This is a genomic window from Glycomyces sp. NPDC047010, from assembly GCF_040644205.1.
Classification (GTDB): Bacteria; Actinomycetota; Actinomycetes; order Mycobacteriales; family Micromonosporaceae; genus Glycomyces.
Genome location: NZ_JBEYVY010000001.1, coordinates 260,016 through 276,706, shown reverse-complemented (window position 1 = coordinate 276,706; position 16,691 = coordinate 260,016). Strand labels below are relative to the sequence as shown.

The 16,691-nt window shown below is 69.0% G+C and carries 20 protein-coding genes; all 20 read left to right on the top strand.

Features of this window, described 5'->3' with window-relative positions; all coding sequences use genetic code 11:
* The first annotated feature begins 201 nt into the window (after positions 1–201).
* The 20 genes from AB0A65_RS01280 (at position 202) to AB0A65_RS01185 (ending at position 16,639) form a co-directional block, all read left to right on the top strand.
* A complete protein-coding gene (locus tag AB0A65_RS01280; protein WP_359944341.1) occupies positions 202–744 on the top strand; it encodes a hypothetical protein in 543 nt (180 codons plus the stop codon).
* 17 nt (positions 745–761) lie between these two features.
* Positions 762–1,187, top strand: a complete 426-nt coding sequence (locus tag AB0A65_RS01275; RefSeq protein WP_359944338.1) for a hypothetical protein — start codon at positions 762–764, stop codon at positions 1,185–1,187.
* Positions 1,174–1,692, top strand: coding sequence for a hypothetical protein (locus AB0A65_RS01270; protein WP_359944335.1), 519 nt, complete (start codon positions 1,174–1,176; stop codon positions 1,690–1,692). The genes AB0A65_RS01275 and AB0A65_RS01270 overlap by 14 nt, the downstream gene beginning before the upstream one ends.
* Positions 1,692–1,946: a hypothetical protein gene (locus AB0A65_RS01265; RefSeq protein WP_359944333.1), complete on the top strand. Its 255-nt coding sequence runs from the start codon at positions 1,692–1,694 to the stop codon at positions 1,944–1,946. The genes AB0A65_RS01270 and AB0A65_RS01265 overlap by 1 nt, the downstream gene beginning before the upstream one ends.
* 87 nt (positions 1,947–2,033) lie before the next feature.
* Positions 2,034–2,459, top strand: coding sequence for a hypothetical protein (locus tag AB0A65_RS01260; protein ID WP_359944330.1), 426 nt, complete (start codon positions 2,034–2,036; stop codon positions 2,457–2,459).
* A gap of 51 nt (positions 2,460–2,510) precedes the next feature.
* Complete coding sequence (locus AB0A65_RS01255) at positions 2,511–3,734, top strand: sulfotransferase (RefSeq protein ID WP_359944327.1); 1,224 nt, start codon at positions 2,511–2,513, stop codon at positions 3,732–3,734.
* A 173-nt stretch (positions 3,735–3,907) separates the two neighbouring features.
* Positions 3,908–4,120, top strand: a complete 213-nt coding sequence (locus tag AB0A65_RS01250) for a hypothetical protein (protein WP_359944325.1) — start codon at positions 3,908–3,910, stop codon at positions 4,118–4,120.
* 49 nt (positions 4,121–4,169) lie between these two features.
* The gene (locus tag AB0A65_RS01245) at positions 4,170–4,370 is read left to right on the top strand and encodes a hypothetical protein (protein WP_359944322.1); all 201 of its coding nucleotides are present in this window, start codon (positions 4,170–4,172) and stop codon (positions 4,368–4,370) included.
* Entirely contained in the window at positions 4,367–5,266 is a 900-nt protein-coding gene (locus tag AB0A65_RS01240; protein WP_359944319.1) for a hypothetical protein, read from the top strand. Before AB0A65_RS01245 ends, AB0A65_RS01240 begins: the two co-directional genes overlap by 4 nt.
* A gap of 148 nt (positions 5,267–5,414) precedes the next feature.
* A complete protein-coding gene (locus AB0A65_RS01235; RefSeq protein ID WP_359944316.1) occupies positions 5,415–5,801 on the top strand; it encodes a hypothetical protein in 387 nt (128 codons plus the stop codon).
* Positions 5,802–5,843: 42 nt separating this feature from the next.
* Entirely contained in the window at positions 5,844–6,242 is a 399-nt protein-coding gene (locus AB0A65_RS01230) for a hypothetical protein (RefSeq protein WP_359944313.1), read from the top strand.
* Positions 6,242–6,961: a hypothetical protein gene (locus tag AB0A65_RS01225; protein WP_359944311.1), complete on the top strand. Its 720-nt coding sequence runs from the start codon at positions 6,242–6,244 to the stop codon at positions 6,959–6,961. Before AB0A65_RS01230 ends, AB0A65_RS01225 begins: the two co-directional genes overlap by 1 nt.
* Positions 6,962–7,464: 503 nt before the next feature.
* Entirely contained in the window at positions 7,465–7,818 is a 354-nt protein-coding gene (locus AB0A65_RS01220; protein WP_359944308.1) for a hypothetical protein, read from the top strand.
* Positions 7,805–8,239 carry a hypothetical protein gene (locus AB0A65_RS01215; RefSeq protein WP_359944305.1) on the top strand — a complete coding sequence of 145 codons (435 nt, stop codon included), beginning with the start codon at positions 7,805–7,807 and terminating at the stop codon, positions 8,237–8,239. The genes AB0A65_RS01220 and AB0A65_RS01215 overlap by 14 nt, the downstream gene beginning before the upstream one ends.
* Positions 8,240–8,542: 303 nt before the next feature.
* A complete protein-coding gene (locus AB0A65_RS01210) occupies positions 8,543–9,712 on the top strand; it encodes a hypothetical protein (protein WP_359944302.1) in 1,170 nt (389 codons plus the stop codon).
* A 101-nt stretch (positions 9,713–9,813) separates the two neighbouring features.
* Entirely contained in the window at positions 9,814–11,034 is a 1,221-nt protein-coding gene (locus AB0A65_RS01205; protein ID WP_359944299.1) for a hypothetical protein, read from the top strand.
* Entirely contained in the window at positions 11,031–11,570 is a 540-nt protein-coding gene (locus AB0A65_RS01200) for a hypothetical protein (protein WP_359944296.1), read from the top strand. Before AB0A65_RS01205 ends, AB0A65_RS01200 begins: the two co-directional genes overlap by 4 nt.
* The gene (locus AB0A65_RS01195) at positions 11,563–12,216 is read left to right on the top strand and encodes a hypothetical protein (protein ID WP_359944293.1); all 654 of its coding nucleotides are present in this window, start codon (positions 11,563–11,565) and stop codon (positions 12,214–12,216) included. The genes AB0A65_RS01200 and AB0A65_RS01195 overlap by 8 nt, the downstream gene beginning before the upstream one ends.
* Positions 12,213–15,338, top strand: a complete 3,126-nt coding sequence (locus tag AB0A65_RS01190; protein WP_359944290.1) for a chromosome segregation ATPase — start codon at positions 12,213–12,215, stop codon at positions 15,336–15,338. The genes AB0A65_RS01195 and AB0A65_RS01190 overlap by 4 nt, the downstream gene beginning before the upstream one ends.
* Positions 15,335–16,639, top strand: coding sequence for a DUF2399 domain-containing protein (locus AB0A65_RS01185; RefSeq protein WP_359944288.1), 1,305 nt, complete (start codon positions 15,335–15,337; stop codon positions 16,637–16,639). Before AB0A65_RS01190 ends, AB0A65_RS01185 begins: the two co-directional genes overlap by 4 nt.
* The last annotated feature ends 52 nt before the right edge of the window (positions 16,640–16,691 follow it).

Below are 16,691 nucleotides of genomic sequence, written 5' to 3'. Positions count from 1 at the left end.
GACCAGGAGGTGCTGCACCGGGGCAGTGTCGCGGCGCCTTCTTCCGGGTCCGGTCGCGCGGTGGGAGACGGCGAATGCGCGACCGGACCACCTTCCTTCTGCTGGCGCGGGCGGCATCGGCTCCGTGCACATCGGCGGGCGAGGGGAGCGGTCATGAGGGTGCGTCCGATCCCTAGCGGCCTGGATGGGCCGGGGCCGTGGATGCGGTACCGACTGGTCGGCCGCGATGTCTACATGGCCCCCCAAACCGGTGCGGGCCGGGTTCGGGTCGTGGTGGAAGAGGCGGGTGCGGTGCATCCGCTCGCAACGGTATGTGATCTGACCGGGACCGGTTCGGCACGGCTAGTGATCGACCCGGGCCGGGTCAGCTGGGGCACCGGGGTACTGCGGCAGCTGGTGCTCGCTCGCGGGGTGCAGCTATGGCGCCGCCACACCGACCGCGTCGATGCGACCCGCGAGACGAAGATCTGCGAAACGATGGTGTACGAGCTGTGGGCCGACCTCGCCGCAAGGCGGGTCGCGGTCATCCGCCGCCCTCACCCACCCCGCTCGGGCATCGTGGTGGAGGACTATGTCGGGTACGCCGACCGGCTCGGCGACGCCACCGCCGAGCTGCACCTGGGAGCGGCGACCGGGGCCCTGCCGATCGAACTGCTGCTGTCGCTGCAGGCGTGGGTGCGGGTGTGCTGGCAGCGCGCGGTCCCGGTACAGACCGGCACCACTGTGGATCGGGTGCCGGTATGAGCAGGAGAATAGGACGCGTGCGCGCCCGCCGCGCAGATGGGGTCGCTGCCGTGGAGGGAGCGGTGTCGGCGGCGACTTCAACGTACGGTCTGGCCAACGGCACCGTTCTGGGCTGGGCACGCATCGGGGCCCGGACGGTCGTCTACGCCGTGGACTCGCGCACCTCGATCTGGTGCACCGACGCCGAACCCCGACCGGGCGAGACGGGCGATATCGGGGTGATCCAGTGGGGTGAAGGGGCGACGCCGCACCTGCGCGTAGCGCACCGCGACTCTCTCAACAGTGACCTCGAGGGTATGGAGGCGGAGCAGACGGTCGCCTGCGGTATGGCGTTGTGGCGGCACGCGTTCGCGGGCCGGGACCTGCCGCAGGGGCGGGGCCTGCAGCCGGGCCCGGCCGTTGCGGCCCGACAGGGCTCGGGGGTGTCCCGTGCTGGCCGTTGAGGAGCGGACCCTGGTGCTGCCGGTGCTGGCCCGCCACCGCCCCCGGGAGACCAGGCCGGAGGGCGATGCGCCGGATGAGGACCCGCGGCCGCTGCGCCCGGGGACGGCGATTTACCGCTGCTTCCGGTACGAGCGGTACACCGACCCGGCTCCGACCTATGTCGACGGGCGGGCCCCGGATGCACTGCCGGCCCAGGCGCGGATCTGGCGACTGACCCCATGGAACCGGTACGAGCGGGCCGCGGAGTTCGACGCCCCGGCCGCGGCCTTGTGGGTCGAGGGCCAACTGCTGCAGGCGGTCGGAGGCCAAGACCGGACCGATCCGGCCCGCAACCGGTGGGCCGAGGCGATCGTTGCCGAATGCGCTCGCTCGCTCGACACCCTCGACGGGGCTTACCAGACCCGGGTCGACCTGCGCGACGGCAACATGATCGCGCTCGCGGTCGTTGCGACCTGGCAGGGCGATGCCCTGCACCCGAAACTGGCGGCAGGGGGTTGGTACTGATGCGCTTTGCCATGCTGCTCGCTGCGGCCGGTGAATGGGCGAGGGCCCTGGCCGGTCCGCTGGTACTCCTCACCGCCGGTGCCGGGCTCCTGTGGCTGTCGTGGCGGGTGGGGATCGACCGGCTCTGGCCGGTCGCGCTCCTCGGGGCACTCGGTTTGGGCTTGGGCCTTGGCGGTATCGCTCTGGTTATCGCCGCACACCCCCGCCGCCAGGCCGCCAAGCGGCGCCGCGACGGTGAAGCCGAGCCCCTGTAGCCATGCCCAAATCCGCGCTGCGCCCCAACATCGTCTGTCCTGCCGCCTGGGCCGGCGGCAGGCGTCCCCTACCCCGGCCCGACCGAGATGACCGACTTCTTCACCTCCGCCCTTCCCACCGCATTCACCGCGGTGCTCGACTTCCTGCGGTACCTCCTCCAACAGTCCGAAACCACTGCTGCCGCGATCGCCGTGGCCTGCGCGTTCGCAGTCCGCAACCTCCTGGCGGCCGGTGCCAGCGCCGCGACCGCCGCGGGCCTGCTGTGGACGGGCCACCCCGTCCTCGCCAGCATCGCCGCGGCCGCGCTCACCCTCGCATGGCTGATCGATTGCGCCATCTACTCAGATCGCGACTGCCTCAAGTGCGGCGGGGGCGGGCGGTTCAAGCGCGCGTTCTTGATCTGGACGACGTCCAAGACCTGCCGCGGCTGGTTCGGGTGCGGCGGCTCGGGCCGCAAAGTCCGCCTAGGCACACGGATCCTCACCAGAGTGTTCGGCGACCGCTTCGCATGAACCGCACACTCGTGCCCGCCATGCTCCGCCTCACGAGATTGAAGAGCACCGATGAAACGCACCTCGAACCTGATCCCCGTCCTCAATACCCTCATGGCGCCGAGCCTGCGCTCGCGCCGTGACCCCGACCGCGTCTTCTGGAAGGCCCACGAGCGCGCTGGGGATCAGGCCGGCGGCCACCCGCCGATGCATGAGGCCGACATCGACGGCTACCGGCGCCTGCTTGGGGCCTTCGCGTCCGCGCCGGGACTGTCCGCGCTGGGCTGGGCGATGGCCCGCGGCGACGTCCAGGCCCGGATCGCCAACCAGATGCGCATCGAGGCCCTCCATGCCGCTCGCCCCGAGATCGCCCGTGAGGTGATCGAGCGGCCGATCGTCATCGTCGGCCTGCCGCGTACCGGCACCACCGTCACCCACAAAGTCATCGCGCAGTCCGCCGGCCACCGGGCACCGGCGCTGTGGGAACTCATGCACACCTCCCTGGCCCTGCCTCCTCGCGAACAGGCGCGCCTGGTCCGCCAGATCGACCAGGTGATGCACCTGGTGCTGCGCCTGGCGCCGCTCATGCGCGCCATCCATCCCCAGTCGGCCGCAGGCGCCGACGAGGACCCCTTCCTGCTGCCCCACGGCGGCCAGCACCTAGCCCGCGCCCCCATGCGCGCGTACGAGACCTGGTGCTACGAACGGGACTACACCAGGGACTACGACCTATTGAAGATGGCCTACCAGGTGCTGCAGCACGGGCGCGAGCCGCGGCGGTGGGTGATCAAGTCCCCGACCCATTTGGGCAACCTCGACCAGCTGATCAGGGTGTTCCCTGACGCGCAGATCGTGTGGATGCACCGTGATCCGGCGACGGTGATGGGGTCGATCTGCTCGCTGGTGGAGACCTCTTGGCGGCTGCACGTGCGCGTGCCCGACCCGTACGCGATCGGGCAGATGTGCCTGCGGATGCTCCCGTGGATGGTCGGTCGCGCCCGGGCGGCGCGGACCGTGGCCCCGGGCCAGCCCCGGGCAGCGGTCCCTCGGGACCGGATCATCGACGTCCCCTACCACGCGGTCGCCCACCAGCCGCACGAGAAGATCCCGGTCCTCTACGACCGGCTCGGGACGCCGTGGACGGCCGACGACGAGGCCCGATTGGGTGCGACTATGTCCCGCCCGACCAAGCGCACCCACGAGTACACGATCGACCGCTACGGCCTCACCGACGACGACGTCGAGGCCGCATTCGGCGACTACTCGCGCGCCGAGGCCGCGATGACCTTCACCTAGCCCGCCCCCGACTCCCATGGACAGGATTCGTCTTGAGCCCCAACGAGCCCGGTACCAATTCCACCGCGCCCGATTCCACCTCACTCAGGCGCGCGAGCAGCCCCTGGACGCTTCGATCAACCTGCAGCAGTTCTGCGACCAGACCCAGCTGGGGACCGAGGTCGATCGCTTGCTTGGTGCGCAAAGCCCCCGATTCGTCCATCGTGTCACCCGCGGTGCTCGACTGCCCCGCTTACCTCACGCGATGTCACCGGGCCGTCGGGATCGCGCTCGCCGCCTTCGCCGTCGGCGCCTTGCAGTATCTGCGAGCCCACACCGCTCTCGCCGCAGCCGACGACGCCCATTTCAGCACGCTGTTCGGCCTCGCCCGCATGGAAGGCAGGTGAGCGGCTGGTGCGAGACATGTTGATGCTCTTGCCGAACCCGAGTGCCAACGTGGCAGCGGCCAGCGCGCCCGCAGACTTCCAAGCCGTCCCCGGCGTCGTCGTGGGAGTGCTGCTGATCGTCGCCGCCCTGGGCTGGTTCAGCTGGAAGGGGCGCTGGATCGCCAAGCGGACCACGCTGTGGCTGGTCGTCGCCGCGATCGCAGTGATCGTCATCTGCGGCTATCTCGGGGTCGAGGGAGGCGAGCGGTGAGCGTGACCGGTTCCCCGAGCCGTGCGTCGATCGGCTCCTTCTGGTGCGGCGGGACCGACTTGATGCTCGAGCGCACCGGACGGGCCGGTCGTGCGCGGCTCTTTCGCGCCGCCGCCTCCGATCCGGCGCCGGTTGCCGACCTCGCCTACGACCCGGCCACCGGCAATCTGGCCGACCACTGGGAACGCGGAGCCGGCGCCGAAGGCGTGGACCGAGCGCTGATCGCCTCGTGGGTGGCGGCAGCGTTCCCCCACTTGGCCGCCTGGGCCGCGTTGACCTCCTCACCCGAGTACGAGCAGCTCCAGCGCGACGCCCTGGCCGACCTGGCCCGGTTCCGGGTCCCGGTCGCCGACGCCGCTGCGGCCCTCGCCGAGATCGAACCTGCTCCCGAGTTGCGGTATCAGCTCACACGGCTCGAACTGTGCACCGCGCTGCACCGGTACCTGTCGGGTGCGATCAGCGCCTGCGACCTCGAGTTGTGGGCGAGGACCTGCTTCGAGCGGCCTGACGCCGGTGCCGAGCTCGACCACTACGTGGTGATCGGCAAGGTCCTGGCGGCACTCTCCGACCCCGGCGCGAGCCGCTACCTCTCCCTGCGACGGCCGAGGCGCTTGCTGGAGGCCCTTGGCCTGGTTCGGCCGCGCTGGCACCGGCGCCCGGCCGTGCTTGGCGTGATCATCGCGATCCTCGGTGCTACCGCGCCCCTGCTAGTCGGTGCACCGCCGCTCCCGCTGCCGATTGCGGTGGCGGCCGGCTTCGGTGCCGCCCACCTGGTTCGCTTTGTGCTCGACCGGGCCCGGCTCGGGCGCGATGCCGCGATCGCCGGCGCCGGGCGCGATGTGCTGATGAGCCTGCCGGCGTGCCTGGTCGTCATGACTGCAGGAGCTGCACTGTGAGCGCGGCAAACGACGGCTCGCTGGGCGTATGCGCTCCGCGGGAGGCGTGTCCGCCGATCCGGCGAGGCGTTTCCGTTGACGACCAAGTGCTTACCTCTCGCACCGCGCCCCGAAACGCCCGCCCCGATCGGCTTCCCAGGAGAAAACCATGCCTGCAATAACTGACCTCGACTCCAACCAGATCGCGGCCGGAGAACTCGATGCAGCGGCCAGCTCCGTTCCAGGCCCTGCCGCGGCGGCTGGGCGCGATGCGCAGCGGCCAGCGGGTTTCATCCTGCCCCGCCGGGCCCGCATCACCGTGATCGGGACCTGGCCGGGGCGCGCCGCACCCTACCTAGCCCGCATCATCGCACCCGGCATCGCCAGCGCTGCCCTCATCGCTCTCGGGACCGACGCCGTCCTCGACGTCGGCCTTGCGCCGTCGGCGCTGGTCACTGCCGCGGCCACGGGACTGGGCACGGCGGCCTGTGTCCTGGACGCGATCGGCAGGATCCGGCAGTACCGCACCCACCTCCCCCCGACCCCGTACCTGTGAGTACCGACCAGATCGTCATGGCAGTACACGAACGGAGCACCCATGCCTGAAACCCCGAACCCCTCGACACCGCCCTCTCGGGGCGCGCTCGCGACCGAGGGATGGTCGGTCACGCTCGGCGAGGCGCACGCGCGCAAGCCAGGGCGCTACGACGTGGCGATGGCCCTCGCCCACCACAGTGATGGCCGCCGCGGCTGGTGGTCGTTCACCGCCCGCATCACCATCCGCGACCCTGACGACGAGGGCGGCCGGCGCATCGAATGGGACCAGGACTTCCCCGACCGCGATGCTCGCGACGCCCTCGACCTCCTCTGGACCTTCATGGACTCCACTGTCAAGGTCGACCCGTGGGATCTGTTCAACCGGCCGACCTTCGTCGACATGGACCGCTTCTGTGCCGATCGAGGGATCGCCCAGTCCGGCCGCGACGGGAGCGTGTGATGCTCGGGTTTCCTCCGCGGCGGTTCCGCCGCGCCGCTGACGACCTGCTCGAACTGCGCGGGCCGATCGCCGAGGCGGTCGCGGTCGTGGCCGACTACATCGACCGCGGGCAGGCGTACTGGATCGAGGTGCGCCCGCGCCACCTGCTCGGCGTCCTCGCCGCCGTCGAGACCGGCACGCTCACCCCGGACCAGGCGCGCACCTGGGCGGCCACCCTGGAGCCCATCACCCGCTACGCCGGCACACCCCTGCTCCCGCGATTTCCACCGACGATCACCAATCGCACACGAGCCCACATCGTGCTCCGCCACCTCGCCGAGACCACTCCGCTCTGGCTCGACCTCGATACCTACGGCATCACCGCTTTGCGCGCCATCCTCACCACCAAGGACTCCGGCGAGGTCTGCCGGGTCCTGTGCGAGACGCTCATCGACCCCGACAACGCCCTGACGTACACGTGGCAGGCCGAGGGGGTCGACTTCGCGGTCTACCCCGTAGGCGAGGTCGAGGACGGGGAGTTCGTCTTCGCGCGGCTACCGCCGCCGGCTAGCGGGTATGCGATGCCGCAGACGATCGCCACCGGCACGCTCGCTGGGGCCGGGATGGTCCTCGACTACACGATCGGCGGATTCCTCCTCGATACCGAGGCCGACCGCGAAGCACTCGCGGCCCACCATCACGCGATGATCACCCACCTCACCGGACCGCGCTCGACCTGAGCGCCCACCGACCGGGACGCCGCCGAACAGGACGCACGGCGGCGTCCCCACGAGACCAGAAGGCACGAGTCGCTCCCGGGATCTGACCGGATGCTGCATGTTCCCGGCATCCTCGCAGACCTCGTGCGCCGCTCGCTGTCCGCTTCTCTTGAAGGGATTCTTGTGCCTCACACCCAACCCCGGGCCGGAGTGCGCTCCGCCCGGGGCCGCGATCGGCGCTCGGCCGAAAGCGCCCGCGCCCCATGTTTCGACGGCACCGACTCGGCCAGCGCCGATGCCGACGTCTCGGCCAGGACGCGCCGTTGACCTCCCTGGGTCGGGAAGCGCCGCAACGGAGCCGGGCACGGCCGCGGCCGACGATCGCCGGCCCCGGCCGGATGCGCCCAGGTCCGCGGCGATCGGGGTCGTGACCGCCGACCTCGCCTGGCTCACCGCCCGCCTCGGCCTGATCACCGCACCCGACGCACCCCGACACCGCCGAATCAGTCTCAAGGAGACGCACTGTGACCGACCTGTTCGTACTGCCACCCGTCGACGAGGACCTGGGCATGACCGGCCTCGCCCGCGCCGCCCTCGCCCACGGCATCGCCGACGCCGAATCCGACCCCGCCGGCCACGGCCCGCACAGCGTGCGCCTGATCGTGCGCAACGCCCGGGCCCTGGCCGTCGCCGAAGACCACACCGATCCCGACCTCCTCGAGCGGATTGTGATCACCGCGGCCCTCCAGAACCTCGCCGACCCGAAGCGGACCGGCGACCCCGAAGCGCGACAGTACCCACGGACCAAACGAGGCGACGACGCGACCGCGATCCTCATCGACTTCACCGAGGAGGCGCCCGGTGATGGCTCCGTCTAGACGCATCCAGCCGACCACGGTGCGGGAGACCGAAGCGCCCACCCCGACTCGAGGCAGCGGGTGGGGCCTGGTGTCCGCGCTGGGCAAGAGCATGTCCACCGAGGCATGGGCGAAAGACCCCGAATGCGCGGTCTCGGCCAGCACCCTGCGCTCGCGACTCACCCGCAGTTGGGACCCGGCCGAGGCGATCACCGAACCCGCACGCCCAGTCAACACCCGCTACACCGTCGAAGGCCGCACGCTCCCGCTCTCCCAACACGTGCGCGACCCTCGGGTGACCGTCAGCCCCAAGACCGTCCAGCGCCGGCTGCGCGAGGGCGAGCCGATCGCCTCGGCGCTGTTCCGGCCCGCCAAGGGCGCGTACGCGCGGACCGACACCTACACCCCTTCGCCGATGCACTCCCACATTGCCCCTCGGTGACCGGCCCCTGCGCGCCCACCACGCCACCGAACTCCAGATCTCATCAGGCTGACACCTACGCCACAGCCGCGGCCAAGCAGGTGAATGCATTGGGCAGGAATATAACCATGGGGTAAGGCACTACATGCGAGGTCGACGATCTATGTGGGACTGAAGGCGATTTCTGAGCCTACATGGATAGGAGAGTCGTACGTATGTCGAGTAATCGAATGATTGAAATAGTCGCCGAAGAAATGTCGTACGCGGCATGTAGGGTGCGTGCTCGTCAACTGAGTGGGCCAGGGAAAGGACATTGTTCAAGCGATGACGGAACCAAGTGAGCCGAAAGAAAGTGGCGACGCATCTAATGGCGCGCAGGGTGACGATGACCGTGGAATACGCGTCACGCTCGCGACGCAAAACCTGCAGGGAGGCGGTTGGGGCGGGTCCTGTCTCGCCTACGATTTCGATCGTCTTCCCTTGTTCATCGAACGGTTGAAGCCGGTCGAGGCGGACATTCTCGTGGTGAACGAAGTCCGAGACCGCCGGGCATGGCGGCCCGGTGAGCTTCGGCTTCGCACTCCCGTCGAGCATGAGATCGACGATCGAGAACGTCTGGCAGCGCTGGGGTCGGCCCTCGGGCTCCAGTTTGTGGGGATCACACCGTCAAAGACAGGGAATCCCACCGCTGTGCTCTGTCGCCGTGAACGATTCGCCGACGTTTCCTGGGATGCCGACTACTCCGAAGCGTTGTTCACCAACGGGTGTGGCGTTGCGCGATTCTCCTTCCCCGACACGAAGCGCCGCCTCGCGGTTGCCGCAATCCATGCGTCGGAGTGGTCGGAGCTGCGCACCACCGAGGAACTGCAGACAGCGGTGTCGCTGGTGTGCCAGCGAAGTAGTTGGGCGGTGGTCGCCGGCAGTCTCAACTGCCCTCCCGTATACGGGCCTTCGGCGATTGAACCGCTTATGCCTGCCCACCATCGCATGAACCATCTCACCGGCGCTGGAGGGAGCGGGACGATCGGGAGCAACTTGCGCCCGCAGCAGACACTGGCCGACGCGGGCTTTGTCGACGTCGCAGAAGTGCTCGGTGCCTGCGAGCAAGCACCGGGCGAGACGTTTTCGAAACTGGTCAATCGTTGCCTGACAAGCAAGGCGGGCCGGATGGACCGAGTGCATGTCTCCGATCTCCTTGCTGACGCCCCGGTCGAATACCGGCTGCTGAACGAACCGTCTGGTGCGGCGGAGCACCACGGCGTAGCCGTCACACTCGACCTGTCGCGAGCCCGGGCTAGGAGCTCATGGATCACCGAGTGGCCGAAGAGGATGATGCGCGATCTGGCGAACGACATGTTCCCCGAGGGCGGGTTCGATCAATTCAGAAGGGAAGTACTGGCGGCGGTTCCTGCGCACCAGCGCGCTGAACTCGATCGGAAGTTGTCGGCGATTTCCGGGCTGATCTATGAGGAGCGTCCTGCCGATGCGCTGTGAAGTATGCCGCAGGCAAAGCAGCGGCCAAGCTCGCTGTCTAGCTTGCAACTCCGCAACAGATGATCAAAGCGAGTGCGAATACCACAGTAGGGGCGGGTGCGATGGTTGACGACGATGGAATTCAGTTCGACCAGATCGCCGAAGACGCGGCGGTGCTGCGTACGTACAAGCGCGTCTTTGCGGTGCTGGCGCTCGAATCGGGGAAGATGGTGCACTCGCCCGGCTCCATCGACGTCGACGAGGCGATCTTCGAGGCGTTCGCCAACGCCGACAGCGACGGGCTGACCGAGGCGCAGATCCTCGCGCGATGCCAGCCGGCTCCTGAAAGCGCCGTGCGCAGCCGACTGGCAATCCTCCAAGGGTATGGCGCCGTCGTCAAGGTCTTCGAGCGGCGCATGGAACGGTACTGGCGCGCGACCTTCCCGCCCTACATTATGCTGCTGTTCCTGCGCAGGCTCGCCGAACAGGGCGGCATCGCCGAACTCCACCGCATGCTCGAGGCCTCACGACAGCAGATCGAGAACCCCGACACGACCATCGAGGAGGCCAGCGCCCAGATTCGGGCGGTCACCTACAGTCTGCGCCTGGTGGCCAACGAACTCGGCGGCCTTGCTACCGGCGCTGACATCGCACAGCTGCGGAAGAATGCCCAACTGCACTGGGGCAACGAGCAGCTGATCGACAAGGCCCGCCGCTTCTGCGACATTGCGCCTGAACGCTTCCCGGAGCTGAGGAAGCAGGTGCTGGGGTTGCGGTCGGCGTTGGCGGCGTTCATCGACGCCACCGAGGCAGTGGCCGGGCGCATGCTCGACCGCGCCTCTACCACTCAGGGCCTGGGATTCCTCCCGATCGAGGCATGGGACACGTTCGTCAAGCGCAGCAGCGTCGCTGATCTGGCCGCACCGCTGCGCGGCTTCGTGTTCGACGCCCCTGCCGTCTGGTTCGAAGCGGGCAACCTCATCGACGCGGTCGAAGCCGCTGCGGCCGTGGTGGAGGAGCGGAAACCGCCGCCGAGGGCCGAGGCAGCCGAACCGGTGAGCCCCGACACCGGGCGCATCGACCACGACCTCGACGCGCTCACCGCTGTTATCGAGGAGATCCTCGCCGGTCGAGACGAGGTCTCGGTCCCTGAGCTCCTGCGGTCCTACGGTGACTGGATCGCCGCCAGGCGGGTGTTGTCGGACCTGACGGCAGCCCACCACCACCCCGACCTCCCCTACACACTGGAATGGAGCGACACGTTGCGGATCGAACCCGCCGCCGCACCGGCATGGACCACCTCGGGCACCTTCAGGCGAGCAGACCCGGAGGAGGCGTCGTGAACGGTGAGGACACGGCGGCCGCGTGGGCGCGGGCCCGCGCCACCGGCGACCTGAGACTCGCGCCGACCGACGCAGCGCCACCGGGGATGCGGCGACTGGTCGGACCCGACCCCGGCCCGGTATGGGCGCTTCCGGAACTCCCCGAGGGCGCGAGCCCGCGCACGGTCACCGATCTCGGACTGCCGCTCAGCACCCTGGAGCGGCCAACAGAGTCAGCGCAGGTGCTCGCCTGCGCGCTGCGCTGCTGCTGGCCCAGCCCGCAGGAGCCGATCTGGCCCGGCCGCCCCGCGCGCCTCGACGATGTGATCTCGATGTATCTCCAGGTCAACCGAGGCAAGACCGCGGACTATGCGCGGCGGGCCGTCCTGCCGGCACTGCGGCGCCTGGACTGGACCGCTTGGCTCCAATACCGCAGCGGTGCCGAACTGGTCCGCCTCGGACCGCAGGTGGGCGCTTGGAACGACTTCGACCTCAACACGCTGCGAGACCTGTGGCGGATGATGCCCGTACCCGAGGGGAGTGGCGGCCATGCATGAGGTATTCGAACCGATCCTGCACGCGCTCAACGAAAGGGACCGAGCACGGGTCGAAGCCGCGTTCGCGGCAGTGGAGTACAGCACCGAGCCCGTCAGCGAAGCACAGGCGCCGGCGCTGCAGGACGCGATTCTGCGCCGCAGCGTCGCCGACATGCTCCACGCCGTCGGCAGGGAACTGGTCGCCGCCGGCCCCTACACCTGGACGTCGGGCTACCGCGACGACATCGCGGCCCGCCTGGCAGCGACCGGCACGGCCGTGCTCGCCGAGAGCGACCGGGCCGTGCTGACGCTCGTGCTGGTCTACTCGGTCGCGATGGCGCGCGCCGAAGGAAAACTCGACGCCGACACCTGGATGTCGCCGTTCATCGCCCCGATGGAGGACCTGCAGCGCCGCACACAGGTCAGCAAGACCGCACTGCGCGAATCCCTCGAACGCCTGCGCGCTGCGGGACTGGTGCGACTGGCCAGCGGGCCGACCTACAACGGCGTTAAAGCCACCGGGTACATCCCCGGACCCCAGTTCCACCGGCTTACCAAGGCCGCGCGCACCCGCCTGCAAAACCGACTCATCCTCGCCGCGGCCCCCGACAGCCCCCTGGCCGCCGCCATCCGCGCCCGACGCGGCTACACACAGGAGCAGGATTGAACACGACCGCAACCTACCCGACCAGCGCCGACGACCTGACCGACGTGATCGGCACCCGCGTCCTCACCGGGACCCAGATGGTGTGGATCTCGCGACTGTCCACCCACCCGCTGCCGATGATCGCCTCCGGATTCGTCACCGTCGCCGGGCAAGGCCCCAGCGACTCCAACGGCGCAGGCAAATCCTCCTACATCGCCGCAGTGAGCCTCCTGTGCGGCGACGAGCAGTGGCGATGGTCAGGCGGCGCCAAAGCAGCCGCCGAACTGCTCTTCACCGCCGAAGTCGCCGCGCAAGACCAGCACAGCAACGCCAACCACGGCTACGTCATCGGCGTCTTCACCGACCCCGCGGCCGCGACCGCAACCGAACTGCAGCACAGCGCAGTGACCGTCTGGCTCCGGCTCAACCGAACCGCCCCGTACATCGACCTGCGCTGGACGCAAGGCCTCCACCTGGCTGCGGGCGCGAGCGACGCCGAGCGGACCGACGCGGTCGAGCAGGCCTGGAACCGGCTCGACAAGCGCGGCACCAGCGGCGACCTCCACGCCAACCGGTTCAACGAGACCATGTACGGCTCCAACGTTCGCGCCGTGTCGTTCCTGTCGACCTCGGTGCGTGCCAGCGACACCCCGAACCTGCTCGCGCAACCGCTCAACGAACTGACCCCTGAGCGGATCTTCGACGCCGTCGCCGCCCTGACCGGCCTCGACCGCCAACTTGAAACCGAGCGCAAATACCGGACCACCCAGCACCAGCGGACCGGGCGCCTCGCCGAAGTGCGAGCGGACATCGAACAGCGGGAGACCGAATGGCGGCGCATCGAGGCGGCCATCGGCAAACGCGACGACGCCCGGGGTGAGCTCGAACGCACGAAGGCCCTGTGGCGCAGCCAGCTTGCCCGCGCGATCATCGACGACCACGACCGGATCGGACACCTCCAGGACCTGATCAACGAACTCAACCGCCAGCGCACCGAGAGCACCCGGACCGCAGCCGAACGCAAGGAGGCACTCCAGACGCTCACCGATGACAACGCCTTCGCCTTGCAATGCCACACCATCGCCGAGGACTGGGAGCGACGGCAGCAGCGCCGAACGGACCTCAAGACCGAATCCCGCAACCTCGTCAAGGCCGTCGAGTCCCACCAGGGCGAGCGGCGCGACCTCGCCGAGACCGCACGTCAGGCCGATGGCCGCAGCGTCGCGGCGGCCATCGGCGAGATCCGCGCTGCGAATGAGGGCGTGACTGCAGCAAAGGTCGAGCAGGGCATCGCAGCGGCCGCGAAGGCCACCGCCCAGGACCGGCTGCGCGCGGCCGAACAAGGGAACTCTCGCGGCGCCGCGGCAATGGGACGGCTCCGGCATGCGGCCATTCCTGCTGCGCCCTTGCTGGATGTGCTGCATGTCGACGAGTCCGGGCGCGAGCGGTGGGAGCCGCGCCTGGCCCCTTTCGAAGAAGCCCTCGTCGTCGCCGAAGCCGACTTCGACCGCGCGGCCGCCCTGTCCGAGGCCGGTGAGATCCTCATCGCCGCCGACCCTCCGACCGGCAATGCCGGCGCCGCAGGGCTCCCGGCCAGCGCCGACCCGCGATTCAGCCTCACCCGGTTCCTGACCGCGCTGGAGGCTCGCGGCGACGAGACGGACCGGTTCACCGACCTGCCCGCGCGCGTGAAAGTCGCCGGGCACTACCCCGCGCCGATCACCGGGCGGACCGCACGGATCCGCCAAGCACGCCAAGAGCTCGAAACCGCATCCGAGCAGCTCGAAGAAACCGACGAGAAGGTCACTCTCGCCGAATCGCACCTGGCGCTGGCGGAACGGCGGAAGACCGGCGCCGAAGCCGCGCAGCGGGCAGGCGACCTCGAAGCAGCCATCCGGCAAGGCCGCGAACGCAATGAAGTCATCGCCGAGACGCTCGAAGCCGAGCAGGCCGAGTACGAGCGGGCCAAAGGCGAGCACGAGCAGATGATCGTCCGCCGACTCCAGCGCCAAACCCAGATCACCGATCTCGAGGGTGAGATCGACCGACTCCGCAACACCCTCATCGAGAACGCCGAGAGGCGCGGCAAGTACCAAGACGAGATCGCGGCCATCGACATCGAGGGACTGTTGAAAGACCTCGGTACCCGCGACGTGCGCGACGCCCAGATCCACCTCCTTTCCCTCGGCGAGGAGGAGCAGGACCTGGGCCTTGAAGACTGGACCGACTTGACTCTGATGTCACTGGAGAAGGCGCTCAGCGCGTGCTTCCCGCCAGAGACCGCCATTGCGACCCTGCCGCAGATCGTTCGCGATCTCGCGTGGAATCCAGCAGACCCCAGAATCCACCGCCGCAGCCTGGCCGCCGCGTCGATCCCCGACCTGACCGCCGGTCTCGCCTCACATCTCAAAGCCAACGCCGAACACGACCGGTACGAGCGGCAACGGATCGCGCACGACCGCGTCGAACAGGACGCCAACCTCGCCGCGGCACAAACCGGATTCAGCGAAGCCACTCAGGCGGCCGAGGCTCTCCGGTCCAGCCTGGCTACCTTCATCAAGGCCACCGCCAAAGACGTCGCCCGTCACTTCGACGACCTCGACCGCGCCTACGGCGGGTACGGTGCCGACATCGAATGCCCCGAGCCGCCGACGCCGAGCGAACCCGACAAGCCCTGGCGCTGGACGCTGGTCCCGAAATGGTCCCGAGCCGAAGGCCGACGTCCGGCCTCGTACCGACTCAAAGGGAACACCGCCCAAGTCGCGGCGAAGGCCATCAAACTCGTCTGCGCGGCCGCTCTCGCTAGCGGGCAGGACCGGCCGCTTGTGCTCATCCTCGACGAACTCGGCAACAACCTCGGACAGCAGCACCGCCGCGACGCCGTCGCCCTGTTCGAAGCGATCGGCAACGACCGCAACATCACCGTGATCGGCGCGCTCCAAGACGAAATGGAACGCTACGCCGTCGAGGCATCAGGCCTGTTCATCAAGCTGTGCCGATCCTCCGACACCCAGCCGTACAACGACCCGCCGGCGATCGTCGGACACGACGCACAAGCCGACCGGATCCACCTCCTCCAGACATGGCTCGAGACCGGGCACCTCGCCGCCGGCAGGCCGGGAGAGGCCGACCGGCCCCGATGAACCAGCCCATGCCATCAAGCCCGCAAGGCGAGTTCCAGCTCCACGCCCTCACCGGTGAACCTAGCGGCCTGAGCGTGTTCGCCCAGCCCTCACGCACCGACGGCACCTTCGCCACCGACAGCCGAGGCCGCCCCACCGTACGGAAAGTCCACCTCAAACCAGCGACGCCACCGCCACGCCAGCGCCCGAACGGCCTCGTAACGGACCGCGAATGGACCTGGCTGGCCTCCGCAAAACGCCGATGGGACACGGTCGTCAAACAGCTCGGCGACGCCACCCGGGCGTGGGAGGTATGCGCGGCACTTGCGGCCGCCGGATGCGGCGTGCTCCAGTGCGCCTTCGCCAGGGGCGCAGTCCAGCACCCACCCCAGTGGTGGATCCCGGACCCTGCATTGGCGGCGCGCCAGCGGTCCACGGCCGCTGGGCGACGCGATCGACGAAACACCCTCGAGACCGAAGCGGCAGCGCTGAGCGAGCAGTTGACCGACACCTGGCCGGGGGCCGCCGCCTCGCTCGGCAGGCCGCTAGGCGGCGCGCAACTGCTGTGGGTCGTGCGCGCCGCGCGCGACCTTGCCGGTGAGGTCAGCCACGATGGCATCAGGGCCTTCGTGCAAGCACACCACCCCGCCGACGACAAGGCCCGCGAAGACCTTCCCCTCCTGCTGCGCGACAACGGCTGGGAAGAGGAGGCTTTGCGCAAGCTCGGAGTCGACCGGAGCCCCTATATCGGTGTCGGCGGCCCGATCAAAGCGAACTTCGGCACGCGCGAACTCGACTGGACCGGATGGCCCGGCCCGCACGACATCAGACTCCCGCATGATGCCGAAATCGAGCTCCGATGCGATCAGGGCACCGAGCAGATGGCGGTGATCGAAAACCGGCAGGCCGCCGAAACCATCTGCGACCTGTACCCCGAGATGCCGGTGATCTGGTGCCGCGGGCACCATTCCGACCGTGTTCTCGCTGCCATCGCGCAGGCGGCGGCCAACTGCCAGCGTGTCCTCATCTGCACCGACGCCGATCTCGGAGGACTCCGCATCGCCGAGCGCCTGTTCGAACGCCTCCACTCGATCACCACGACGGTCATCCTTGACGTCGGAGAGCGCGAACACGAACCCGGACGAGCCTTCTCCGTCCAGGTACTCGAGCAGCTGGCGCGGTACCGTACCAGTCCGGCGCCTATCCGCGATTTTGCCGCAGCCCTCGAACATCGCGGCCATGCGGTAACCCAGGAAGCACTGGTGAAGAGAACACTGCAAGCTGCAATGCGCCGACCGCACCTTTCGGACACGCCTGCATAAACACTCAGGAGGACGGGTGCACAAAGGCCGAAGGTAGCCGCGCCAACGCCGC